The organism is Brevundimonas sp., assembly GCF_050729455.1.
Lineage (GTDB): Bacteria > Pseudomonadota > Alphaproteobacteria > Caulobacterales > Caulobacteraceae > Brevundimonas.
This window is the reverse complement of the sequence record NZ_JBOHLI010000007.1, coordinates 1-24,642: the sequence shown is the minus strand read 5'-3', so window position 1 is coordinate 24,642 and position 24,642 is coordinate 1. Positions and strand designations below refer to the sequence as shown.

The following is a 24,642-nucleotide window of genomic DNA, read 5'->3' as shown; positions in this document are numbered from 1 at the left end:
TCTTTTGAGCCGGGGCGCATGAAGCGCGCACCGCACACTGTTCACAAAGGCCGTCCGTCATGGTTGAAGCCCTGATGATCCAAGAGACCCCCACCCTGATGGTCGAGCATCGCGAGCGCGCCCGCGTCTGGTTCGAGACCCTGCGCGATCAGATTCACGCCGGTTTCGAGGCCCTGGAGGACGCCGCCCCCGCCGACCTCTTCCCCGGCGAGGCCGGCCGGTTCGTGCGCACGCCCTGGGACCGCAAGGAAGGCGGCGGCGGCGTCATGGGCATGATGCACGGGCGTCTGTTTGAGAAGGTCGGCGTTCACTGCTCGACGGTTCACGGAACCTTCCCCGCCGACTATGCGAAGAATGTGCCCGGCGCCGAGGAAGACCCGCGCTTCTACGCCACCGGCATCAGCCTGATCTGCCACCCGGTCAGCCCGCGCGTGCCAGCCGTGCACATGAACACCCGCCTGATTTCGACCACCAAGACCTGGTTCGGCGGCGGCGGCGACCTGACGCCGGTGCTGGACTCGGATCGCCGTCAGGACCACCCGGACACCCTCGCCTTCCATGCCGCCATGAAGGGCGCCTGCGACGCCTACGACCCGGCGTGGCACGCCAAGTACAAGCAGTGGTGCGACGAATACTTCTTCCTGCCCCACCGCAACGAGCCGCGCGGCACCGGCGGCATCTTCTACGACCACCACGACAGCGGCGACTGGGAACGCGACTTCGCCTTCACCCAGGATGTCGGCAAGGCCTTCCTCGAGGTCTATTCAAGGATCGTTTCGGGCCGTATGACCGAGGCCTGGACGCCGGAAGAACGCGAGGAACAGCTGATCCGGCGCGGCCGCTACGTCGAGTTCAACCTGCTCTACGACCGCGGCACCATGTTCGGGCTGAAGACCGGCGGCAACGTCGAGTCGATCCTCAGCTCCATGCCGCCGGTGGTGAAGTGGCCGTAGCGGCCTGAGCCGACGTCAGGCGACCTTGGCGCGCTCGGTGAACGCCACGGCGCGCGCCATGCCGTCGAACAGGGCGGCCATGGTCAACGGCTTGGTCAGGTGGCCGTCGGCGCCCGCCGCGCGTCCCGCCTCGACATGCTCGGTCATGGCGTTTGCGGTCAGCATCAGGATCGGCGTCCGCGCGCGGCCGTCCTCGGCCTCGAAGGCGCGGATGGCGGCGGTGGCGGTCAAGCCGTCCATCACCGGCATCTGCATGTCCATCAGCACCAGGTCGAACGTCTCGCGTTTGAAGGTCTCCAGCGCCTGGGCCCCGTCCTCGACCGCGACCAGCTCCATCGCCGTCGCGCCCAGCATGATCTCGATGACCTTGCGGTTGGCCGGGTGGTCGTCGGCCAGCAGCACCCGCAGCGGCTGTTCGCGCACGTCGCCTAGCGGTTCCACCACCTCGGCGGCCTCGTTCGCCGCCTCGACCGGCGGCAACGGAATCTCGAACCAGAAGCGCGAGCCCTCGCCCGGCATGCTGTAGCACTCCAGCCGCCCGCCCATCAGCTCGACCAGTTCGCGCGAGATCGCCAGCCCCAGCCCCGTGCCGCCGAAGCGCCGGGTGATCGAGCCGTCCGCCTGCTGGAAGCGGCCGAAAATCCGCGCCTTCTGCTCGTCGTCGAAGCCCACGCCCGTGTCGGCGACGGTGAAACGTATGTCGCCTTCGGCCCCCCGCTCGACCGTCAGCGAGACCTCGCCCTCGGCGGTGAATTTCAGGGCGTTGCTGACCAGATTGGTCAGGACCTGGCGCACCCGCACCGCGTCGCCTTCGACCAGCCGGTCCAGCCTCGGATCGACATGGGCGACCACCGCCACCCCCTTGGCCTCGGCCGGAATGCGCCACAGGGCGGCCACGTCGTGCACCGCCCGCCCCAGATGGAAGGGGGCGGTTTCGATCGTCACCTGGCCGGATTCGATCCGGGCGCTGTCCAGAATGTCGGAGAGCAAACGCTCCAGCGTCGCCCCTGACGAACGGATGACCTCGACCATGTCATGCTCGTCAGCGTTCAGATCGCGCTGGGCCAGGGCGTCGGCCATGGCCACCACCCCGTTCAGGGGGGTGCGGATCTCGTGGCTCATATTGGCCAGGAATTCGCTCTTGGACCGGTTGGCGTCCTCGGCCCGGCGGCGGGCGCGACGCAGTTCCGCCGCCTGCCGCCTTTGCCACAAGAGAGTCAGCAGCGCCGACAGCATGAAGACCACGCCAATGCCGACAATCCAGTTTTGCCAGCGAATGACCGTCCGCTGCAGCTCGGTGTTGGCGCGCACGGTCTCCAGCTGCTGGCGACGGCGGTCCAGCTGTTCCTGAATGTCGCCCGTGACCTGCCGGATGCCCGAACTGAACCGCTGCGCGGCTCGAACCTCGCGGACTCGTTCATAGTCGCGCAGCACCGCATAGGCCTCGACCGGCTGTCCCGAGGCGAACAGGATTTCAGCGTCGACCAGAGCCACATGGGAATCGACGCCGCCTTCGATATCCAGACGACGCAGGGTCTCCAGATCGCGCCGCGCGCCGGCCAGCTGTCCCGTCCGCGCCCGCGCGACGGCGCGCAGCGGCAGGACATCCAGCGCCAGGAAGGCGGCGTCCGCCAGATCCTCGCCATAGGGCGCCAGACAGGCCAGAACATCGCGCGACGCGCGGCGGGCGTCGGCGACAAGGGCGCACAGGCCGGCGTCATAGACCGCCAGGCTTTCCAGCCCGGCCTTTCGGGTCAGACGATGGTGCGCGGCGTAGTAGCGTTCGGCCGTCGCCTGGTCGCCCACCTGCACCGCCATCTTGGTGAGGTTGTACAGGCTGTCGAAGTCCGGGCGCGGATAGGCCGGGTCGGAATAGTCGATCTCGAAGCGGCGAAACGCCGTCGCCGCGCCCACGACGTCGTTGAGCTTCATCAACCCCATGCCGGTGACTTCCCACAGACCGGCGTGGGCGGTGGCGGCGAAAGGATCCTCTTCAGGCACCTCGGCCTCGGCCGTGCTGAGCAGCCGCAATCCGTCGCCGACGCGGTCCTGATCCATCAGGGCCAGGGCGGCCAGTCGGGTCGCATGGGCCTTTACGAACCAGTCGGTCGTGGTTTCGGCGACACGATTCATCTCGTCCGCGGCGCTCAGGTCGCCCTGGTCGTAGCGGGCGGTCAGGTCGTTCAGCCGGGCGATCTGGACATATCGAACATCGCCCTGGGCCCGCGCCCGATCGGCCAGACGCCGGTTCCACATCCCCGCCTTCTCGAACTCGCCCTGATTCATCAGGGTCCAGGCGACATGATAGAGGCGGTTCAGGCCTTCGCGACCGGGGCGCTTCAACGCCGCCTCGCCGAAACGCTCCAGGGCGGCGAAATTCGTCCGGGCGGCGCGCTCCTCAACGGCCTCGGCGAGATCAATCTCGGACCGAGTCGGCGCGGCGCTCTTCGCCGGAAAGGCGGCGAACGACAACAGGACGACGATCGCGACCCACGCGGCACTCGGTGAAGACATGGTGTTTCCAAACTGACGTTTCAGATTGGCACGACAGAAGTTGAGCAAGGTTTAGCGTTCAACGAACGAGGTGAAGTCCGCCGCTCAGATGCCGCTGCCGTCGGCCTCGACCGGCGGCGGGGTCAGCAGCAGATAGGCCCTGATCCAGGCCGTCAGCACGGCGCGGTCATTGGCGCCTTCCAGGCTCAGCAGGGCCTCGTCCGCCAGGTCATGCGGGATGCGATGCCCGCGCCGCCCCTCGATCAGGGCGGCGGCGTAGGCGGGCTGGAACTCGGGGTGGCACTGGAAGCTGACCGCCTCCTCGCCCCAGGCCAGACCGGCGTAGGGGGTGAAGGGGCTGGAGGCGATCACCCGCGCGTCGCTCGGCGCCTCGACCACCTGATCCTGATGCGACACCGGAATGGCGATGGAGGGCGCGCGCGGATGCATCCACGGCTCATGCGACATCACGTCGTAGCGGTGCAGGCCGACGCCCCAGCCCTTGTGCGACTTCTCGACCCTGCCGCCGAACGCGTGGGCCAGAACCTGATGGCCGAAGCAGATGCCCAACAGCCGCGTCTGGCCCCGCGCCGCCCGCAGCCAGTCCACCAGGGGCGAAATCCACGGCAGGTCGTCATAGACCCCCGCCGCCGACCCCGTGACGATGGCCCCGGTAAAGATCGACGGATCTTCCGGCAGATGCCCCGACTGCACGTCGAACCGCACCGTCGGCACGTTCTCGCCCAGCAGGGCGCGAAAGCGCGCGGGATAGTCGTCGAAGGCGTCCCGCAGATGCTCGGGCGGGTGGCCGGTTTCCAGAATGGCGATACGGGTCATTTCGGCGTTTTCCAGCGGGGAGAAGGAAGCGTCTGTCTCTGGATTGGGGTAGAAGTCAGGCGATTGCAACGAGGCCGCCCTTCATGACCGCCGACGCGCACGCCGATTCCCCGATCATCCTGATCAATATCTTCAAGTGCGACGCGCGCCGTCAGAACGATCTGATCGAGCATCTGGCGACATTGGCGCAGGTGCAGCGGCTCCTGCCCGGCTTCGTCTCGGCGACCCTGCATCGCGGCCTGAACGGGCGGGTCGTCGCCAATCACGCCGTCTGGTCCAGCGCCCCGGAATGGAAGGCCATGACCCGCCATCCCGACGTGGTGGCGGCCATGGAACCGATCCTGGCCATCGCCACCTTCGAGCCTCACCTCTATGAGCCGGGCGAGGTGGTCGAGGCCTAACCTGCGGTCCAGACCTCGGCCTTGGTGCCCGCTTCGCCCAGCGTCGTCGCCACCCAGCCGCAGATCTCCGCCGCCGCGGCCTCGGCGCCCGGCGGCGGATTGACCACCGTCATCGTGCAGCCGTTCATCTTCATCGGATTGTTCAGCGGCCGCAGGCGCGCCTCGGCCACCAGCACCCGGCCGACCCTGGCCTCTTCCAGTCGGCGGATGAAGCCGTCGAAGGTCTCCATGTCCTTCAGCGGGGTCCAGATCGCCACTGTCGCCGTGTGGTCATGGCGCAGGATGGCCGCGGCGGTCTCGGCCGAGCGCACATAGTCGTCGGGCCGTTCGAACGGCGGATCGATCAGGACCAGCGGCCCCTTGATCGTCCGCGCCGCCTTCAGCGCCTCGACATAGCCGTCGCCCTGATGCCCCTCAGCGGCCGGCTGGTCGGCCAGGGCCTCGGCCAGCATTTCCTGGACCGGCGGGTTGAACTCGAACCCCAGGTAGCGGTCGCCGTCACGCAGCGCCCGTGCGATCAACAGCGGCGAGCCGGGATAGAAGCGCGCGCCGCCGTCAGGGTTCAGCGCCGCGACCTCAGCCGCCAGGGCCTCGATCAGCGGCGGACGGTCCTCGGCGGTCATCAGCCGCGCCACGCCCGCCTCGGCCTCTCGCGACCGCGCGCCGTCGCCCGACAGGTCATAGACGCCCGCACCCGCATGGGTGTCGATGACTGTGACCGGCCCTTTGGCCTGCCGCTCCTTCAGCAGCCAGAGCACCAGGGTGTGCTTGACCAGGTCGGCGAAATTTCCGGCGTGAAAGCTGTGACGATAGTTCATGCCCGCTCCGTCCCCCGCCCAGCCCGCGCGGTCAAGTCGAATAGCGGAACCCTCGGCCGCCGCATGTTCGCGATGTTCGAGACCAGAGATCATGCCGCCCTGCCCGCTGATGCGGACCCTTGCGGCACGACAGATTGGATAAAATGATCGACCAGTGTTATCCATGGAGCAAGCAGCGCCCGAAACTGGAGCGATCGCATGACCCTGTCGAACCTCTTCTTGCGCCTTGCCGTCGTGGCCGCCCTGATCGGCATGATCTGGGGCAACGTCATGGGCGCGACCCATGATCATTCGACCGAGAGCGCCCACGCCCACCTGAACCTGCTGGGCTGGGTGTCGATGTCGATCTACGGCCTGTTCTATCGCATCGTGCCGCAGGCCGGACGGGGCAGGCTGGCCTGGGCGCATTTCTGGGTCGCCGTGACGGGCGTGGTGATGATGGTCCCCAGCCTTCCCATCGTGCTGATCCAGTATCAACCGGCCCTGGCCCTGGCCCAGCCCGTGGTGGCCCTGTCGGGCCTGGTGATCCTGCTGGGCATGGTGTTGTTCGCGATCATCGTCTTCCGCGCCACCGGCCCGCGCTCGGCCCAGGCCTGATACCATAAGGCCCCCTGCCTTGCGGTCAGGGGGCCTCGGCTTCACGCCTCAGAACACGATCAGTCGGCCCAGTTCAGGACGACCTTGCCGGACTGGCCGGACTTCATGGCCTCGAAGCCCGCCTCGAAGTCCTGATAGGGCATCTGGTGAGTGATCAGCGGCGTCAGGTCTAGACCGGCCTTCAGCAGGCCCAGCATCTTGCGCCAGGTGGTGAACATCTCACGCCCATAGACGCCCTTGATGGTCAGGGCCTTCAGGATGATCGTGCCCCAATCGGTTTCCATGGGCTTGGACGGAATGCCCAGCATGGCCATGCCGCCGCCCATGATCAGGGTGTCGACGCACTGCTTGAAGGCGATGGGCGAACCCGACATCTCCAGCGCCACGTCGAAGCCGACCTTCAGGCCCAGCTCGTGCATGACGTCGCGCAGGTCTTCCTTGGTGGTGTTGACCGTGCGTACGCCCGGCGCAACCTTTTGCGCAAGTTCCAGGCGGAAGTCGTTGATATCGGTCAGGACCACAGTGCGGGCGCCCGCGTGGCGCGCCACGGCGGCGGCCATCATGCCGATGGGGCCGGCGCCGGTGACCAGCACGTCCTCGCCCAGCAGGTCGAACTGCTGCGCCGTGTGCACGGCGTTGCCGAACGGGTCCAGGATCGAGCCGATCTCATAGGGGACGTCGTCGGGCAGCTCGATGACGTTGAAGGCCGGGGCCACGACGAACTCGGCGAAGGCGCCCTGACGGTTCACGCCGATGCCGCGCGTGTCGGGGTCCAGGTGGAAGTGACCGGCGCGGGCCGCTTCGGAGTTCAGGTCGATGACGTGACCCTCGGCCGAGACGCGCTGGCCGACCTTGAGACGGCGATCCACGTCCTTGCCGATGGCGACGATCTCGCCGGCGAACTCATGCCCGGTGATCATCGGCACCGGGACGTTCTTCTGGGACCACTCGTCCCAGTTCCAGATGTGGATGTCGGTGCCGCAGACGGCGGTGCGGTGCACCTTGATCAGCACGTCCTCGTCGCCAGCGACGGGGATGGGGGCGTCGATCATCTCGAGGCCCACGCCCGGCTTGGTCTTGGCCAGGGCCTTCATGGATTGGGTCATCAGTTCATTTCTCCCACTCGCGCAGCCCTAGCCGGGCTGGCCGTCGAGCTTCAGTTCAAATCTTACACGGTCGGGGGCTGAGGCCGTCTCTGCCTGAGCCTGAAGGAGAAGCTCAATGAGCGTCTCGAAGTCAGGCCCCATTGCATCTCTGGAAGCTTGGAAATTCCGCCAGTCTAGGGTGACCGGCTTTTCCAGCAGACCTGTCACCGTGTCCCACAGGGCGTCGAGGTTTCGACCGAACCAATTCGGCACCCCTTCGATCCTGGCAAAAGCCTCATAGAAATCGTCGGTGGTTTTGATTGTCCGCCCGTCGATATGCGCTTCCATTTCCAGATCCCGCGTCAGATGACGCCCAGTTCCTTGCCCGCCTGGGTGAACGCCGCCACGGCGGCGTCGATCTGTTCAAAGGTGTGCGCCGCCGACATCTGCGTGCGGATGCGGGCCTGGCCGCGCGGCACCACCGGGAACGAGAAGCCGATGACATAGACGCCCAGCTCCAGCATCCGCGCCGCCATGTCCTGCGCCAGCTTGGCGTCGCCCAGCATGACCGGGATGATCGGGTGCTCGCCCGGCTGAAGCGTAAAGCCCGCCGCCGTCATGGCCGAGCGGAAGCGCGCGGCGTTGGCGAACAGCTGGGCGCGCAGGGCGTCGCCCTCTTCGCCGGCGGCGATGCGGATGGCTTCCAGCGACGAGCCGCAGACGGCGGGCGCCAGGGCGTTGGAGAAGAGGTAGGGCCGCGCGCGCTGCTTCAGCAGGGCCACGACATTAGCCTTGGCGCAGATGAAGCCGCCCATGGCGCCGCCCAGGGCCTTGCCAAAGGTGCCGGTGACGAAGTCCACCTCGACGCCGCAATGGGCGTAGGAGCCGCGCCCCTTGTCGCCCATGAAGCCGGTGGCGTGGCAGTCGTCGACCATGATCAGGGCGCCGTACTGGTCGGCCAGGGCGCGGATGTCCTTCAGCTTGGCGACATAGCCGTCCATCGAGAAGGCGCCGTCGGTGGCGATGATGATCTCGCGCGCGCCGTCGGCCCGGGCCTGCTTCAGCTGGGCCTCCAGATCAGCCATGTCCGAGGTGGCGAAACGATAGCGCTTGGCCTTGCACAGGCGCACGCCGTCGATGATCGAGGCGTGGTTCAGGCTGTCCGAGACGATGGCGTCGGCCTCGGTGAACAGGGGCTCGAAGATGCCGCCGTTGGCGTCGAAGGCGGCGGCGAACAGGATCGTGTCTTCAAAGCCGAGATAGTCGGCGATGGCGCGTTCCAGCTCCTTGTGGATCTCCAGAGTGCCGCAGATGAAGCGGACCGAGGCCGTGCCCGCGCCCCACTTCTCCATCGCCTTGATGCCCGCCTGGGTGACGCGCTCGTCGCCGGCCAGGCCGAGGTAGTTGTTGGCGCAGAAGTTCAGGACGTCGCGGCCGTTCACTGAGATCACCGGCCCCTGACGCGAGGCGATGACGCGCTCGGGCTTGGTCAGGCCCTGGGCGTCGATGTCAGCCAGTTCGGCGGAGATGCGGTCGTAGAAGGCCGTATTGGTGCTCTGGGTCATGATTTCTCCGCTACGCTGAATTCAGGCAGGTTTGAACCCCTGATTTCAGGCCGCAGGGGCAGGTCCGGCCGAAGCGTCGACGACCGGACGAAACGGGCCGACACGAATTTGCCGCCCGCACGGGGTCAGGGCCAGCGGCAGGCTGACCAGAGCCGTGTCACCGGGCGGGGCCAGACGCAGGGCCTTGACCTCGGGGCAGGCCTTCTCGCCCTCGGATTCATGCGGCACGACGTTCCAGGCCACATCGAAATAAGCCTTGGCTTGTGGTTTCAACAGGACCGACGTCGGGGCCGTTCCTTGCGTGAAGTAATTGCCCGGCTCCTGCACCGCCTTAACTGCCGTCAGGGCGCCGCCATGTGCGTTGGCCAGGGTCACGGTCGGATAGCCGGTCAGGGTGCAGACGCCTGTCCCGACGTTCTGAAGACCCAGGGTGGTGACGCGATTACCCATGCCCGCATCCCCGCCCTCGACCGACAGCTTCAGGTCGGCGCCGACACAAGGGGCGACCGGCGCCGGGGCCAGGACCGGGACAGGACGGCTGCAGCGCTCGATCACCGTCGCGGCGGCCTGGGGGTTCGCGCCCAGTCGGCTGAGGGTTCCGCTCTCTTGCCCGTTGCGGCTGGCGGTCCACCATTCCAGCCCCTGCCCGGCGTAGCGGGCGCCGCTGGCCGAGACCGAACTGGTCAGGAAGTAGTCACGCCCGTCGTAGGAAACCCGCGCCGTCTCCGTATCCGGGTAGGTCACGGTGACGACCTTGCCGCTCTCACAGGCGTAGCCGACGGCGGCGGGCGGACTGCCCGGCGCCTCGACCGGGGCCGAAGGCGTGGGCGTCGGCTCTTGCGAACAGGCGGCCACGGTCACCCCGAGACAAGACATCAACGCAACGGCGAACCGGCTCACGGGCGGCCTCTCTGACAGCGTCCCGTCCGAACGCCGCTCTGCGCCAAAGGCTCCGCTTGCAAGGAAATGCAGCGAGGCGGTTGCGTAGTGATACACTATAACATATCAAGTCCGCGACATTGTAACGGGGATGCGTGCCTTGCGACTTCAAACCTTCCTGCTGACCGCCGCCGGGGCCGCCGCCCTCTCGACCTCTGCCTTCGCGGCTGACGACGTCATCCAGACGGCGCAGCAGGACGAACCGACCGAGATCGCGGAGGTCGTAGTGCGCGCCCTGCCGCTGGGCCGCGCCGGCGACGACGTGGGCTCGCACGTCGCCCTGCTGAGCGGCGACGACCTGGTTCATCGCCGCCAGTCGACCCTGGGCGACACCCTCAGCGGCATTCCCGGCGTCAACTCCGACACCTTTGGCGGCGGCGCCAGCCGTCCGGTGGTGCGCGGTCAGGCCGCCCCGCGCGTCAAGGTGCTGAGCGAAGGCGCCGGCCTTATGGACGCCTCCGAAGTCTCGCCCGACCACGCCATTTCCGGCGAGCCCCTGCTGCTGGAAGGCATCGAGATCCTGCGCGGCCCCTCGGCCCTGCTCTACGGCGGCGGCGCCATCGGCGGGGCGGTCAACCTGCTGGACAAGAAGATCCCCACCCGCGTTCCGGCGAACGGCGGCGAGGGCGTGGCCGAGTTCCGACTCGGCTCGGTCGACAACGAGGAAGCGGGCGTGGTCGGCATGACCGTCGGCGCCGGAAACTTCGCCGTCCGCGTCGAAGCCGCTGCCCGCAAGACCGACGACTACAAGGTGCCCGACCGGGACGAACCGCGCCTGGACGGCTCCTACAACGAGACCTCGACAGCGACCCTGGGCGCCTCCTACATCGGCGCGCGCGGCTATCTGGGCGCGGCCTATACCGAACAGACCAGCCGCTATGGACTGGCCGGACATGAGCACGAATTCGAGGGCTGCCACCCCCACGGCGACACGCTGCATTGCGGCGCGCATGACGGCGGGGACGACCACGATCACGACCATGAAGGCGAACACGGCGTCCCCGAGGTGCGGCTGAAGAGCCGTCGCGTCGATGTCCGCGGCGAACTGAGCGATCCCCTGCCCGGCATCGAGAACGTCCGTCTGCGCGCCGGCTATACCGACTATCGCCACGACGAACGCGACGAGGGCGTCGTCACGACCACCTTCACCAACGAGGGTTATGACGGCCGCATCGAGGCCCAGCATCGCGAGATCGCCGGCTTCAAGGGGGTGATCGGCCTGCAACTGAGCAAGAGCGACTTCGCCGCTATCGGCGAAGAGAGCTTCCTGGCCCCCAGCACGACCAAGAACACCGGCCTGTTCGTGATGGAGGAATACGAACTGGGCGACTGGCACCTCGAGGGCGCCCTGCGTCAGGAATGGCAGGAGGCCTCGGCCGTCGGCCTGCCCGACGCCGAGCACAAGCCCTTCTCGATCTCGGGTTCGGCGGTCTGGCACTTCATGCCCGGCTGGACCGGCGCGGTGTCGCTGTCGCGTTCGCAACGCGCCCCCTCGGCGCAGGAGCTCTATGCCGACGGCGTCCACCTGGCGACCAACACGTTCGAGATGGGCGACGCGGGCCTCGACGTCGAAACGGCCGACGCCCTGGAACTGACCCTGCGCAAGACGGCAGGCGCCACCACCGCCTCGGTCAGCGCCTATCACTACATCTATGACGACTACATCTTCGCCCGAACGCTGGATCAGTTCGAGGACTTCCGCCTGATCCGCTACAGCCAGGCCGACGCGACCTTCACCGGCATCGAAGGCGAGGTGCGCCAGCAGCTGACCCCCTGGCTGTCGGCCACGGTGTTCGGCGACTATGTGCGCGGCGAGCTGAAGGGTGACGGTGGAAACCTGCCCCGTATCCCGGCCGCCCGCGTCGGCGTCCGCGCCGAGGCCTTCGCCGGGCCGTGGTCGGGCGACGTCGAGTACAGCCGCACCTTCAAGCAGAACGATATCGCCGCCTTCGAAAGCGAGACGCCGGGCTACAACATGGTCAACGCCACCGTGGCCTATGACGTTGAACTGGCGGGCGTGAAGTCGCAGGTCTTCCTGCGCGGGACCAACCTGCTGGACGAACTGGCGTTCAACCACGCCTCCTTCCTGGCCGAAGTCGCGCCGCAGCGGGGCCGCAACCTGGTGGTGGGGGTCCGCGCCCGCTTCTAGAAATCACGCCTGTCGAAAAAGAGGGGGCGAGGTCCGACGGACTTCGTCCCCTTTCACGTTTGAAGGGGGCTGTCAGTTCCGCGTGACTTTGCGCGTCATTACAGAGCTTTAATCTTGAAGACCCTGAACCGCCATCGTTCGGCGCACATCGGTCTCTAAGCGAGCTGACAGACGCCAACAGGGGGCGGCGTCACTGCCCCCGCGCCTTTGTTTGCCCAGGACTCCGCATGTCCCCTGTTGTGATGATGCTCGCCCTCGCCTCGCTCGATCCCACGGTCGCGGCGACCGATCCCGCGCCGGTCCCGCAGACTCGCCCGCGGCCGGTGGACGAGGAAGAGCCCTACGACCTGGGCGAAATCACCGCCAGCACCGCCAAGCGCGGCGCGGCCATAGGCGATTTCGAACCCGAGCTGGTTCTCGACGAGGAACAGATCAAGGCCTACGGCGCCAGCAGCATTCAGGAGCTGATGACCCTGCTGGAGCCGGTGACGCGCAGCTCCCGCGGCGGCGCGCCGGTCTATCTGGTCAACGGACGACGCATCTCGGGCTTCCAGGAAATCCGCGGCATCCCGCCCGAAGCCATCGAACGCACCGAGATTCTGCCGGAAGAAACCGCCCTCTCCTACGGCTACAGCGCCGACCAGCGGGTCGTGAACTTCGTGCTGAAGGCCAACTTCCGCTCGCTGACCATGCAGGCCAGCGCCCGCCGCCCGGGCGAGGGCGGCCGCACGGTCAGCGATCTGGAAAGCAACATCCTGCGCATCGCGGGCAAGCAGCGCGCGACCCTGGATCTCGAGTACCAGAACGACACCCCCCTCTACGAGACCGAGCGTGACATCCGCCGTAACGACGGCGACCCGACCGCCTACCGGACCCTCCTGCCCAAGCAGGAACAGGCGTCGGTCGCCGGGTCTCTGGTGCGCGATCTCGACGACACCACCGCCCTGACGCTGAGCGCCAGCCTGGAGGACACGTCGCGGCTGGCCTATCAGGGCCTGCCGGGCGTCCAGCTGGTCGTGCCGCCGTCCACCGTCGCTGAAGGCCTCCATCTGAACGCGCCCGACGCCCTGTCGCGCACCACCGACACCCTGGCGGGCAAGGTCGGGGCCCTGGTGGACGGCTATCTGGGCGACTGGCGCTGGACGCTGACCGGTGGCTACGACCGCACCGAGACCAAGACCCGCACCGGACGCGGGCTAGACGAGGACGCGCTGCAGGCCGGGGTGACGGCGGGCGCGATCGATCCGTTCGGCGATGCGAACCTACTGCCGCGCCTGCCCTTCGACACCGCCCGATCCGTGTCCAGCAGCGGCAACCTTGAGGGCGTCATCAACGGAACCGCCTGGGAAGGGCCGGCGGGCGCCCTGACCTCGACCTTCAAGGTCGGCTTCAACACCCAGACGCTGGATTCCGAGAGCCTGCGATATGATGGGCAGCTGCAGACCAGCGTCTTCTCCGAACGTTCGCTGTCGCGCGACCGGACCAGCGCCTCAGGCAATTTCAACCTGCCCATCGCCAGCCGCGACCGCGAGGTCCTGGGCGTGCTGGGCGACCTGTCGGCCAACCTGAACCTGGCCTATCAGGACCTGTCCGACTTCGGCGGCCTGAGCGCCTACACCGTTGGCCTGAACTGGTCGCCGTGGAGCCCGGTCAGCTTCACCGCCAGCTGGTCGGACGAGCAGAACGCCCCGTCGATGTCGCAGCTGAACGACCCGACCATCTCGACCCCAAACGTGCCGGTCTATGACTTCGCCACCGGGCAGTCGGTCAACATCACCCGCATCGAGGGCGGCAACTCCGGCCTGTCCGAAGAGACCAAGCGCATCCTGAAGCTGGGCTTCAACCTGACGCCGCTGAAGGACAAGGACCTGCGGCTGACGGCCAACTACAGCCGCACCGAGATCGAGGGCTCCATCGCCGCCTTCCCGACCATCACGCCGGAACTGGAAGCCGCCCTGCCCGAGCGCTTCGAACGCGACCTGGACGACAACCTGATCTCGATCGACGCCCGTCCGCTGAATTTCCAGAAGGCCGAGCAACAGGAAATCCGCTGGGGCCTCAACTTCTCGACCCCGTTCGGCAAGCCTGATCCGGCGGCTGCGGCACGGATGGGCCAACGCGGTCCAGGCGGCGGCGGTCCGGGCGGCGCCCGTCCAGCCGGCGCCTCCCCTGCCCCTGGCGGCGGTCCGGTCGTGATGCGAATGGAAGGCGGCCCGCCGCCGGGCGGCGGCGCCGGTCCTCCTCCGGGCGGCGGTATGCGGATGCAGATGGGCGGCGGGCGCGGCCCGACCATGCAACCCGGCCAGGGCCGCTTCAACGTCTCGCTGTATCACACCTATCGCATCCAGGATGAGATCACGATCCGCGACGGCCTGCCGGTTCTGGACCTGCTGGACGGCGCCGCCATCGGGTCGCGCGGCGGCCAGTCGCGCAACGAGGTCCAGTTCCAGATGGGCCTGTTCAAGAGCGGCATGGGCGGCTTCCTGAACGCCAACTGGAAGGAGTCCACGCGGATCAACGGGGGCTCCACGCCGGACGACGACCTGACCTTCTCGGACCTGACGACGGTCAACCTGAACCTGTTCGCCGACCTGTCGTCGCGTCAGACCTGGGTGGCCAGGTATCCGTGGCTGAAGGGCGCCCGCGTCAGCTTCGGCATCGACAACATCTTCGATCAGAAGCTGGACGTGCGGGACGGAACGGGCGAGACGCCCCTCGCCTATCAGCCCGACTATCTGGACCCGCTGGGCCGGACCTTCCGGGTCAGCTTCCGCAAGATTCTGTTCTGATAAAAAAGGCCCGGTCATCGACCGGGCCTTTTGACTGTCAGTGCGCCTCTTTCGGCGTTTCCATCAGTTCGATCAGGACGCCTCCCATCTCCTTGGGGTGCAGGAAGACGACCGGGGTGCCGTGGGCGCCGATGCGCGGCTCGCCGGTTCCCAGGATGGTCACGCCCTTGGCGCGCATCTGGGCGATGGCGTCGTGGATGTCGGCGACCTCGAAGCAGACGTGGTGCTGGCCGCCCTTGGGGTTCTTGGCCAGGAAGCCGGTGATGGGGCTGGTCTCGTCATAGGGCTCGATCAGTTCGATCTGGGCCGTGGGCGTGTCGATGAAGCAGACCTTCACGCCTTGGGCTGGCAGGTCGAACGGTTCGCCGATCTTGGTCGCGCCAAGGATGTCGCGATACAGCTTGATTGAGTCCGCGATCGAGGGCGTGGCGACGCCGACGTGGTTCAGAGCGCCGATCATCACTTGGTCTCCGCGGGCGCGGGCTGGGCATAGCCCAGACGCAGGTTCAGCTTTTCAATCAGGTCCGCCGCCGTGTCGGCGATCACCGAGCCGGGCGGATAGACCGCGGCCGCGCCCATATCCAGCAGGGGTTGCACGTCCGAGGGCGGAATGACGCCGCCGACCACGATCATGATGTCCTCGCGGCCCAGCTTGGCCAGTTCGGCGCGCAGTTCCGGGACCAGCGTCAGGTGTCCGGCCGCCAGCGACGAGGCGCCGACCGCGTGGACGTTCTTCTCGACCGCGTCCTTGGCCGCCTCGGCGGGCGTCTGAAACAGGGCGCCGGCCGTGACGTCGAGGCCCAGGTCGCCGTAGCCGGTGGCGACCACCTTCTGGCCCCGATCGTGACCGTCCTGACCCAGCTTGGCGATCAGGATGCGCGGCGGACCGCCGTCATTCTCGACAAAGGTCGCGACCATATCGCGAGCGCGGGCGACCTTGGGATCATTGCCCGCCTCCTTGCCATAGACGCCCGAGACGGTCTTCACCGTGGCGATGTGGCGGCCGAAGGCGGCCTCCAGCGCATCGGAAATCTCGCCCACCGTGGCCTTGGCGCGAGCGGCCTGAACCGCCAGCTCCAGCAGGTTGGCGTTTCCGCGCGCCCCGGCCGTCAGAGCTTCCAGAGCGGCGTCGGTCGCGGCCTGATCGCGCTCGGCGCGCAGCTTCTTCAGCTTCTCGATCTGGGCGGCCAGAACAGCGGCGTTGTCGACCTTCAGCATCGGAATGTCGTCGGGCGCAGCGTTCAGATAGCGGTTCACGCCGACCACGGTCTGCTTGCCGGTGTCGATGCGGGCCTGGGTCTTGGCCGCCGCCTCTTCGATGCGCAGCTTGGGAATGCCGGCCTCGATGGCCTTGGCCATGCCGCCCGCCGCCTCGACCTCGGCCATCAGGGCGCGGGCGCGATTGGCCAGATCGTGGGTCAGGCGCTCGACGTAGAAGCTGCCGCCCCAGGGGTCGATGGTGCGGGTCAGCCCCGTCTCCATCTGCAGCAGAATCTGGGTGTTGCGCGCGATCCGGGCCGAGAAGTCGGTCGGCAGGGCCAGGGCTTCGTCGAGCGCGTTGGTGTGCAGGCTCTGGGTCTGACCGCCCGCCGCCGCCATGGCCTCGACCATGGTGCGCGAGACGTTGTTGAACACGTCCTGCGCCGCCAGCGACCAGCCCGAGGTCTGGCAGTGGGTCCGCAGCGACAGGGAGCGCTGGTCCTTGGGCGAGAACTTCTCGGCGACCTTTTCCGCCCACAGCAGGCGGCCGGCCCGCATCTTGGCCACCTCCATGAAGTAGTTCATGCCGATGGCCCAGAAGAAGGACAGGCGCGGCGCGAACCGGTCCACGTCCATGCCGGCATCGACGCCGGCCTTGATGTACTCCAGACCGTCCGACAGCGTGTAGGCCAGCTCGATCTCGGCCGAGGCCCCAGCCTCCTGCATGTGATAGCCGGAGATGGAGATGGAGTTGAACTTCGGCGTTTCCTGCGCGGTCCACGCAAAGATGTCCGAGATGATCCGCATCGAGGGTTCGGGCGGATAGATGTAGGTGTTGCGGACCATGAACTCCTTCAGAATGTCGTTCTGAATGGTTCCGGTCAGGGCCGCGTGCGGCACGCCCTGTTCTTCAGCCGCCACGACATAGAGGGCCAGGATCGGCAGGACGGCGCCGTTCATGGTCATGGACACCGACATCTGATCCAGCGGGATGCCGTCGAACAGGGTCCGCATATCCAGAATGCTGTCGATGGCCACGCCGGCCATGCCGACGTCGCCCTTCACCCGCGGGTGATCGCTGTCATAGCCGCGGTGGGTGGCCAGGTCGAAGGCGATCGACAGGCCCTTCTGACCCGCCGCCAGGTTGCGGCGATAGAAGGCGTTGGATTCCTCGGCGGTCGAGAAGCCCGCGTACTGGCGGATCGTCCACGGATTGCCAGCGTACATGGTCGGGTACGGCCCGCGCATATAGGGGGCGAAACCCGGCAGGCCGTGGATGGCGTCGAGGCCTTCCAGCGCATCGGGACCATAGGAAGTCTCGACCGTCAGGCCCTCGGGCGTCAGCCAGGGATCGCGCGTCGGACCCGCGCCGGTCGCGGTCAGGTCCAGGTCGATCTTGGAGAAGTCGGGGAAGCTCATTGGCTCGCCTCCTCGGACGCGATTTCAAAGGGCGCGGCGAAGCGCACCGGGGTCAGGGCGCCGTGGCGCACGGGCGCATCGACGGGATCGGCGGCCTCGACCGGGGCCGGGCGCGGATCGGGATCGACGTATTTGGTGACGCCGACCATGTGGCGGGCGCCGTCCTTCAGCGCCGCCTCCAGCTGACCGCGCGCGCGTTCGACGCGCGGCTGGATCAGGTGGTGCTTCAGGGCGTCGACCACGCCGCCTTCGGCTTCGATCGACTGGAACTCCTTCCAGCCGGCCTCGGCCAGATCGCGGGTGCGGCTGTCCAGGAACCAGGACCCGGCGGCGGGATCATCGACCCGGCCCAGATTGGCTTCTTCCATCAGCACCAGCTGGGTGTTGCGGGCCTGACGGCGGGCGAAGGCGTCAGGACGGCCCTCGGCGCGGGTGAAGCCGTCCAGCACCACCACGTCGGCGCCGCCCACGGCCCCGGCGAAACCGGCGGCGGTCAGACGCAGCAGGTTCGGCCAGGGATCGCGCGCCGACAGCATCCGCCGCGACGAACGGGCCTCGATGACGGCCGGGGTCTCATGCCCAAAGGCCTTGCTGACGCTGGCCCAGATCAGGCGCATGGCCCGCACCTTGGCCAGGGCGTCGAAATATTCGGCGTCGACCGAGACGCCCAGCACCACGCCCTTCAAGGCCTGTTCGGTGCTCAGGCCCGCCAGAACGGCGGCCTTGACGTAGGCTGTGGCGCTGGCGGCGGCGAAGGCCAGTTCCTGCCCCGCCGAGCCGCCCGCCTCGTGCACCACGCGGCCCGAGGCGAGGAAGAGTTTGGCCTCGGGATAGGTCGGAGCCAGACGCGCGGCCTCCTCGGCGGCCTCGGTCACGGCGGCGTCGATGTCGCCTTCAGCCGCCTCGGCATAGGCCGAAATCGGGTCGAGATGGAATTGCAGCTGGGCGCGGGGCGAACCCTTGGCCACAGCCGACAGGGCCTCGGCGGCTTTCACCCCGTCAAAGCCCGCGTCCAGCGCCACTGGCGCCAGTTCCAGAGCCACGCCGTCGAGCGCGGCGGCCAGCAACGCCTCGTCGGTCGTGAACGCGCCCTTCAGCACCACCGAGGCGGCGCCGTTTTCAAGGTCGGTCAGGACGGCGGCGTTGATCGCCGCCGCCTCATCGCCCTCGACCAGGGTGCGCAGGTCCCACGCCCGCCCCTCGGCGTCCGTGGTGCGCGGCGCGCGAAGCGCCTGCACCCCGGTTGCGTCGGCATAGAGCGGCCGGATGATCAGGCCGTCGGCGTCGAGGTGCAGCAGGCTTTCGATCGCCCGCCCCTTCAGCGCCTTCTCGGCCTGTTCCCGCCACTCCAGCGGGCTCGGCGTGGGAAAGGTCGTCATTTACGCAAACTCCACCAGCACGTCGTCGGCGGCGACCGGATCACCGGCCTTGGCGCCGACCGCCTTCACCACGCCGTCACGCTCGGCCTTGAGGATGTTCTGCATCTTCATGGCTTCAATGATGGCGACGGTTTCGCCCGACTTGACCTCCTGGCCGACAGTCACGGGGATGTCGACGACCAGACCCGGCATGGGCGACAGCACCAGTTTCGAGGTGTCGGCGGCGACCTTTTCAGGCAGGCGCTGATACATCTCGGCGGCGCGGGGCGTCAGGACGCGAACGCGGGCCTTGGCCGCCCGGTGACGGATGTCAAAGCCGTCCGGCGCGCGCTTCACCTCGGCGGTGAAGGGCTCGTCGTCCAGCACGGCCTTGAACTGGGCCATGCCCGGACGCCAGTCGATTTCCGACAGGGTCAGGTCGCGCTCGTCCAGCGAGATAACCAGATCCTCGGCCTCGTCATAGGACAGCGAAACGTCGTGGGCCTCGCGGTCGATCAGCACGGTCCAGTCGGTGCGTTCCGACGGATCGCCCGCCTGCTCGGCCAGGACCTCGTTCATCGCCGCGGCCACGGTGATGAAGATGTCCTTCTGCGCCTCGCTGGGGGCCAGGCCGTGGAAGCCCTCGGGGAACTCGTCCTTGATGTAGCTGGTCGACAGCTCGCCGGACTTGAAGCGGTCCTGATCCATCACCGCCGACAGGAAGGGCACGTTGTGGCCGACGCCCGACAGGTGGGTGTCCTCCAGCGCGCGGGCCATGCCCTCGACGGCGGCGTCGCGCGTCTCGCCCCAGGCGCACAGCTTGGCGATCATGGGGTCGTAGAACATGCTGATCTCGTCGCCCTCGCGGACGCCGGAATCGTTGCGGATCGTGTAGTCGCCCCCAGCACTGGAGTGATCGCCTTCCTCGGGCTGCTCATAGCGCACCAGACGGCCGATCGACGGCAGGAAGCCGCGATAGGGGTCCTCGGCGTAGATGCGGCTCTCGATGGCCCAGCCGTTGATCGACAGGTCTTCCTGCTTGAAGCCCATGGTCTCGCCAGCTGCCGAACGGATCATCTGTTCGACCAGATCGACGCCGGTGATCAGCTCCGTCACCGGGTGCTCGACCTGCAGGCGGGTGTTCATTTCCAGGAAGTAGAAGCTGCGGTCTTGCCCTGCCACGAACTCGACCGTGCCGGCCGAGTCGTAGTTGACGGCCCGCGCCAGAGCCACGGCCTGATCGCCCATGGCCTTGCGCGTGGCGTCGTCCAGCAGCGGCGACGGCGCCTCTTCGATGACCTTCTGGTTGCGGCGCTGGATCGAGCATTCGCGGTCGAACAGCGAGACGATGTTGCCGTGCTTGTCGCCCAGCACCTGAATCTCGATGTGGCGCGGATTGACGATGAACTTCTCGAGGAAGACCCGGTCGTCGCCGAAGGCGGTCAGGGCCTCGGCCTTCACGGCGGCGAAGCCCTCGGCCATGTCGGCGTCGGAATGGGCGACGCGGATGCCCTTGCCGCCGCCGCCGGCGCTGGCCTTGATCATGACCGGATAGCCGATCTCGTTGGCGATCTTCACCGCCTCTTCGGTCGACTCGATCAGGCCCATGTGGCCCGGCACCGTCGAGACGCCCGCTTCGGCCGCGAACTTCTTGGACGTGATCTTGTCGCCCATGGCCTCGATGGCGTGCGGGTTGGGGCCGATGAAGGTGATGCCCTCAGCCTCCAGACGACGCGCGAAGACCGGGTTCTCCGACAGGAAGCCAAAGCCGGGGTGGACCGCCTCGGCGCCCGACTGGCGCACCGCGTCCACGATCTTGTCCTGGATCAGATAGGACTGGGCGGCGGGCGACGGCCCGATGTGGATGGTCTCGTCGGCCATCTCGCAGGCCAGCGAGCCGGCGTCGGCGTCCGAGTAAACGAGCACCGTCTTGATGCCCATCTTGCGGCAGGTCTTGATGATGCGAACCGCGATCTCGCCCCGGTTGGCGATCAGGATTTTGGAGAACATCAGGCTAAGCCTTCAATCGTCATTTAAGGACGTTTTATCTATTGAGAACGGTCTGGAAGATCAGAAGACATTCGATTCAGAACATCTATGCAAACCCCGAATAAGTCTTGAGCCTCAACCATATCGTATATTTTTTCTGGATGCTGCGTCGGGTTTCTAAAATTGCGCCTGATACTATCCAGATGATCGAGGAGGGCTGAATCTGGTGGATTTCGCTTTGCCCGCAGCCCGGAAATCATCGGGCCCCACATCAGTTGACCTCTATTTCGACGAATATGGTGGCAATAAAACTGCTTTAGCACCGCTTCTGTCGCACGAAGCAAGTGAAAAGCCGCAGCCGTCGCTCTTTCAAATACAATACATTTTGCGGCGTCTTCAATATCCCTAACCGGAACATCGTCGATCCTTCCCTTGATGCCCTCCGCAAAAAGCTTCCAAGGGTCGGTCATAAGATTCTCCGTCGAGAATCTCTTTTCGGTAGTCAAATAGGCAAAAAGCCCCAGCGATTCCGCATTTATTGTTGGACGCAATCTGCTAGCCAGTTTCTTTATCTCGTCCGCTCTTTCTTGTCCTATAAGCGAAGAAACATCCTCATTCTCTTCCACGAGATTTTCATTACAGTATTTCTCTAAATCTCTGGCGGCGCGCCGGCTAACTGGGAGGCCAAATTTCTCAAGAGATTCTAGGAGCGAGTTGACGTTTTTTCTTACCCCGCCGGGAGTGCCAACACCCTGGCGCGGAGAAAGACTTTGCAGATACCAAATGTTGGTACCCAAGTATATATACTGCTGAATTGAAACAACTTTCACGATCTCCCCCTCTACAGCGGAATGTTGTCGTGCTTCTTCCAGGGATTGTCCTGGACCTTGTTCTTTAGCGTCCTGAGCGCCTTGATCAGGCGACGACGCGTGCCGTGGGGCATGATGACGTCGTCGATGTAGCCGAGGCCCGCCGCCACGAAGGGGTTGGCGAAGCGTTCCTTGTATTCGGCCTCACGCGCCGCCAGGGCCTCGGGGTCGCCGGCCTCCTTGCGGAAGATGATCTCGACCGCGCCCTTGGCGCCCATGACCGCGATCTCGGCGGTGGGCCAGGCGTAGTTGACGTCGCCGCGCAGGTGCTTGGAGCTCATGACGTCATAGGCGCCGCCATAGGCCTTGCGCGTGATCAGCGTCAGCTTGGGCACGGTGGCCTCGGCATAGGCGAACAGCAGCTTGGCGCCGTGCTTGATCAGGGCGCCGTACTCCTGCTTGGTCCCCGGCATGAAGCCCGGCACGTCCACCAGCGTCACCAGCGGGATGTGGAAGGCGTCGCAGAAGCGGACGAAGCGCGCGGCCTTGCGGCTGCTGTCGATATCCAGAACCCCCGCCAGCACCTGCGGCTGGTTGGCGACGATGCCGACCGACTGGCCGTCCAGACGGCCGAAGCCGCAAATGATGTTCTTGGCGAAGTCGGCGCCGATCTCGAAGAAATCGGCCTCGTCGACCGTCTTCAGGATCAGTTCCTTCATGTCGTAGGGCTGGTTCGGATTGGTCGGGACCAGGGTGTCCAGCGACGCCTCGTCGCGATCCGCCTCGTCATAGCTGTCGCGCACCGGCGGCTTCTCGCGGTTCGACAGGGGCAGGAAACCGATCAGGCGGCGGACCTCGGACAGGGCCTCCAGATCATTCTCGAAGGCGCCGTCGGCGACCCCCGACTTGCCGGCATGGACGCGGGCGCCGCCCAGGTCCTCGTGGCTAACCACCTCGTTGGTGACGGTCTTCACCACGTCCGGGCCGGTCACGTACATGTAGGACGTGTCCTTCACCATGAAGATGAAGTCGGTGATGGCGGGCGAATAGACGTCGCCGCCCGCGCACGGGCCCATGATGACCGAGATCTGCGGGATGACGCCCGAGGCCAGGGTGTTCTGCAGGAAGATGTCGGCGTAACCGGCCAGCGATTCCACGCCTTCCTGAATACGGGCGCCGCCGGCGTCGAACAGGCCAATGATCGGGGCGCCGGCCGTCAGGGCCATCTTCTGGATCTTGACGATCTTGGCCGCGTGGGCGCCCGACAGCGAGCCGCCGAAGACGGTGAAGTCCTTGGAGAAGACATAAACCAGACGACCGCCGATGGTGCCGCGCCCGGTGACGACGCCGTCGCCGGGGATGCGCTGCTGGTCCATGCCGAAGTCGTGGCTGCGGTGCTCCACGAACATGTCGGTCTCTTCGAAGCTGCCTTCGTCCAGCAGGACTTCGATGCGTTCGCGCGCGGTCAGCTTGCCCTTGGCGTGCTGGCTCTCGATGCGCTTGACGCCCCCGCCCAGTTTGGCGGCGGCGCGACGGCGCTCGAGCTCCTCGAGGATGGCCTGGCTCATGGTTTGGGCGACTCCCTGCAATCTTTGAGGATCAACAAGACGCTCCATTGCAAAAAGGCAATCGCAACTTTGCAAAAGGGGCGTAAGTGCGTAAGCCTGCCAAGGTCGATGGACTGTTTTGCAAAGTTGCGATGGCGGAAAAACTCTATCTCGGGGCCAAGGTGCGCAAGCTGCGCGAGGCGCGCGGCTGGACGCTGGAAGCCTGCGCCGGGCGGCTGACCCTGTCGCCCAGCTACCTGTCGCAGATCGAGACCAATCAACGCCCGGCGACGGCGCGGGTTCTGATCGCCCTGACGCGGGCCTTCGACGTGGACGCCAGCCTGTTCGATCTGGACGGCGACGCCCGACTGATCGCCGACCTGCGCGAGGCCGTCACCGACGTCGCCGGTCACGCCGAGGCCCCCTCGCCCGTCGAGCTGAAGCAGGCGGTGACCAACACCCCCCGGCTGGCGCGTCAGTTCCTGGCCCTGCATCAGGACTATCGCCGCCTGGACGAGCGACTGAAGACCCTGAACGAGACCCTGGGCCGGGACGAGCGGGCGCAAGGCTCCCCCGCCCTGCCCTATGAAGCCGTGCGCGACTTCTTCCACTATCGTGACAACTACATCGACGCGCTGGATCAGGCGGCGGAGGCGCTAGCGGAGCAGCTGGGTCTGGGCGCGGGCGGCCACCCCGAGCGCGATCTGGAGGCGGCGCTGAACGACCTGTGCGGGGTCCGTCTGGCCACCGGCGAAGGGCGCGGCGCCATGCGGCGCTTCGATCCGGCGGCGCGCATCCTCTATGTCGACGCCAGCCTGCCCGGCGCGACGCGGTCCTTCCTGATGGCGCATCAGCTGGTCTTGCTGCGCTTCCACGACCTGATCGAGCACGAGCTGGACCGCGCCGCCTTCGACATTCCCGCTGCGCGCGATGTCTGCCGGGTCGGGCTGGCCAACTATGCGGCGGGGGCCCTGCTGTTGCCCTATCGTCGCTTCCTCGAGGCCGCACGCGAGCTGCGTCACGACGTGGACCGCTTACGCAACCGCTTCCACGTCAGCTTCGAGCAAGTCTGCCACCGACTCTCGACGTTGCAACGGCCCGGCTGGCGCGGCGTGCCCTTCTATTTCGCGCGGGTGGACATGGCGGGGAACATCACCAAGCGGCACAGCGCCACGCGCTTCCAGTTCGCCCGCTTCGGCGGCGCCTGCCCCCTGTGGAACGTGCACGAGGCCTTCGGCGCCCCGGACCGCATCCTAGTCAATCTGTCGGAGATGCCCGACGGCTCGCGCTACATCTGCATCGCCAAGAGCGTGTCCAAGCCAGGCGGGTCCTACCTCGAACCCGACCGCCGCTATGCGCTGGGCCTCGGCTGCGAGATCGAACATGCCGATCAGCTGGTCTACGCCGCCGGGCTGGACCTGAACGGCCCGCCGACCCGCATGGGCGTCAGCTGCCGGATCTGCGAGCGCACCGACTGCGCCCAGCGCGCCTTCCCGCCCATCGACCGGACCCTGCGGGTGCCGGACAATGTGCGCGGCGTCATCCCCTACACCCTGAGCTGATCCCCAAAAGAAAGCCCCGCCGGGCGGACCGGCGGTGACGTGCCCCTGAGAATTTCCTCCACGCGGAGCTAGAGTCCGGCCCTTGAAAGGACGGACGGAATGAAACGAGCGAGATTCTCGGAAGAGCAGATC

At 66.7% G+C, this 24,642-nt stretch carries 19 protein-coding genes; 6 read left to right on the top strand and 13 right to left on the bottom strand.

Going from position 1 to position 24,642, the window contains the following annotated elements; genetic code table 11:
- The first annotated feature begins 98 nt into the window (after nt 1-98).
- Nucleotides 99-953, top strand: a complete 855-nt coding sequence (gene hemF, locus ACREEF_RS03345; protein ID WP_431564232.1) for an oxygen-dependent coproporphyrinogen oxidase — start codon at nt 99-101, stop codon at nt 951-953.
- A gap of 15 nt (nt 954-968) precedes the next feature.
- Here hemF and ACREEF_RS03340 read toward each other — a convergent pair whose 3' ends face one another.
- Nucleotides 969-3,467, bottom strand: coding sequence for an ATP-binding protein (locus tag ACREEF_RS03340; RefSeq protein WP_431564193.1), 2,499 nt, complete (start codon nt 3,465-3,467; stop codon nt 969-971).
- Between the two features lie 84 nt (nt 3,468-3,551).
- Complete coding sequence (locus tag ACREEF_RS03335) at nt 3,552-4,283, bottom strand: type 1 glutamine amidotransferase (RefSeq protein ID WP_431564192.1); 732 nt, start codon at nt 4,281-4,283, stop codon at nt 3,552-3,554.
- A gap of 83 nt (nt 4,284-4,366) precedes the next feature.
- On the opposite strand from ACREEF_RS03335, the gene ACREEF_RS03330 reads away from it, so the two are divergent.
- Nucleotides 4,367-4,684 carry an antibiotic biosynthesis monooxygenase family protein gene (locus ACREEF_RS03330; RefSeq protein WP_431564191.1) on the top strand — a complete coding sequence of 106 codons (318 nt, stop codon included), beginning with the start codon at nt 4,367-4,369 and terminating at the stop codon, nt 4,682-4,684.
- Here ACREEF_RS03330 and rlmJ read toward each other — a convergent pair.
- Nucleotides 4,681-5,502, bottom strand: a complete 822-nt coding sequence (rlmJ, locus tag ACREEF_RS03325) for a 23S rRNA (adenine(2030)-N(6))-methyltransferase RlmJ (RefSeq protein ID WP_431564190.1) — start codon at nt 5,500-5,502, stop codon at nt 4,681-4,683. The genes ACREEF_RS03330 and rlmJ overlap by 4 nt on opposite strands.
- Before the next feature lie 198 nt (nt 5,503-5,700).
- Here rlmJ and ACREEF_RS03320 point away from each other — a divergent pair, with 198 nt between their 5' ends.
- Nucleotides 5,701-6,099: a hypothetical protein gene (locus ACREEF_RS03320; protein WP_431564189.1), complete on the top strand. Its 399-nt coding sequence runs from the start codon at nt 5,701-5,703 to the stop codon at nt 6,097-6,099.
- A 59-nt stretch (nt 6,100-6,158) separates the two neighbouring features.
- Here ACREEF_RS03320 and tdh read toward each other — a convergent pair whose 3' ends face one another.
- The 4 genes from tdh to ACREEF_RS03300 are packed head-to-tail and all read right to left on the bottom strand — an operon-like array spanning nt 6,159 to nt 9,649.
- Nucleotides 6,159-7,205: an L-threonine 3-dehydrogenase gene (tdh, locus tag ACREEF_RS03315; RefSeq protein ID WP_431564188.1), complete on the bottom strand. Its 1,047-nt coding sequence runs from the start codon at nt 7,203-7,205 to the stop codon at nt 6,159-6,161.
- 27 nt (nt 7,206-7,232) lie between these two features.
- Nucleotides 7,233-7,532, bottom strand: coding sequence for a barstar family protein (locus ACREEF_RS03310; protein WP_431564187.1), 300 nt, complete (start codon nt 7,530-7,532; stop codon nt 7,233-7,235).
- Between the two features lie 14 nt (nt 7,533-7,546).
- The gene (locus tag ACREEF_RS03305; protein WP_431564186.1) at nt 7,547-8,749 is read right to left on the bottom strand and encodes a glycine C-acetyltransferase; all 1,203 of its coding nucleotides are present in this window, start codon (nt 8,747-8,749) and stop codon (nt 7,547-7,549) included.
- A 45-nt stretch (nt 8,750-8,794) separates the two neighbouring features.
- Complete coding sequence (locus ACREEF_RS03300; protein WP_431564185.1) at nt 8,795-9,649, bottom strand: DUF4232 domain-containing protein; 855 nt, start codon at nt 9,647-9,649, stop codon at nt 8,795-8,797.
- Nucleotides 9,650-9,779: 130 nt separating this feature from the next.
- Here ACREEF_RS03300 and ACREEF_RS03295 point away from each other — a divergent pair, with 130 nt between their 5' ends.
- A complete protein-coding gene (locus ACREEF_RS03295; protein ID WP_431564184.1) occupies nt 9,780-11,837 on the top strand; it encodes a TonB-dependent receptor in 2,058 nt (685 codons plus the stop codon).
- Between the two features lie 227 nt (nt 11,838-12,064).
- Nucleotides 12,065-14,626, top strand: coding sequence for a TonB-dependent receptor (locus tag ACREEF_RS03290; protein ID WP_431564183.1), 2,562 nt, complete (start codon nt 12,065-12,067; stop codon nt 14,624-14,626).
- Nucleotides 14,627-14,663: 37 nt separating this feature from the next.
- Here the strand turns inward: ACREEF_RS03290 and mce are convergent, their stop codons facing one another.
- From mce to ACREEF_RS03260, 6 genes are read right to left on the bottom strand one after another with little or no spacing between them, the layout of a single operon-like run.
- Nucleotides 14,664-15,086, bottom strand: coding sequence for a methylmalonyl-CoA epimerase (gene mce, locus ACREEF_RS03285; protein ID WP_431564182.1), 423 nt, complete (start codon nt 15,084-15,086; stop codon nt 14,664-14,666).
- A complete protein-coding gene (scpA, locus tag ACREEF_RS03280; protein ID WP_431564181.1) occupies nt 15,086-17,245 on the bottom strand; it encodes a methylmalonyl-CoA mutase in 2,160 nt (719 codons plus the stop codon). The genes mce and scpA overlap by 1 nt, the downstream gene beginning before the upstream one ends.
- Nucleotides 17,242-18,624, bottom strand: coding sequence for a methylmalonyl-CoA mutase family protein (locus ACREEF_RS03275; protein WP_431564180.1), 1,383 nt, complete (start codon nt 18,622-18,624; stop codon nt 17,242-17,244). Before ACREEF_RS03275 ends, scpA begins: the two co-directional genes overlap by 4 nt.
- On the bottom strand, nt 18,625-20,613 hold the full coding sequence (locus ACREEF_RS03270) for a biotin carboxylase N-terminal domain-containing protein (protein ID WP_431564179.1): 1,989 nt from the start codon (nt 20,611-20,613) through the stop codon (nt 18,625-18,627). It abuts the gene before it with no gap.
- Nucleotides 20,614-20,651: 38 nt separating this feature from the next.
- Nucleotides 20,652-21,389, bottom strand: coding sequence for a hypothetical protein (locus ACREEF_RS03265; protein ID WP_431564178.1), 738 nt, complete (start codon nt 21,387-21,389; stop codon nt 20,652-20,654).
- A gap of 44 nt (nt 21,390-21,433) precedes the next feature.
- Complete coding sequence (locus ACREEF_RS03260; protein ID WP_431564177.1) at nt 21,434-22,969, bottom strand: acyl-CoA carboxylase subunit beta; 1,536 nt, start codon at nt 22,967-22,969, stop codon at nt 21,434-21,436.
- Nucleotides 22,970-23,100: 131 nt separating this feature from the next.
- Between ACREEF_RS03260 and ACREEF_RS03255 the strand changes: the two genes are divergently transcribed.
- Entirely contained in the window at nt 23,101-24,510 is a 1,410-nt protein-coding gene (locus ACREEF_RS03255) for a short-chain fatty acyl-CoA regulator family protein (RefSeq protein ID WP_431564176.1), read from the top strand.
- Nucleotides 24,511-24,642 lie beyond the last annotated feature (132 nt).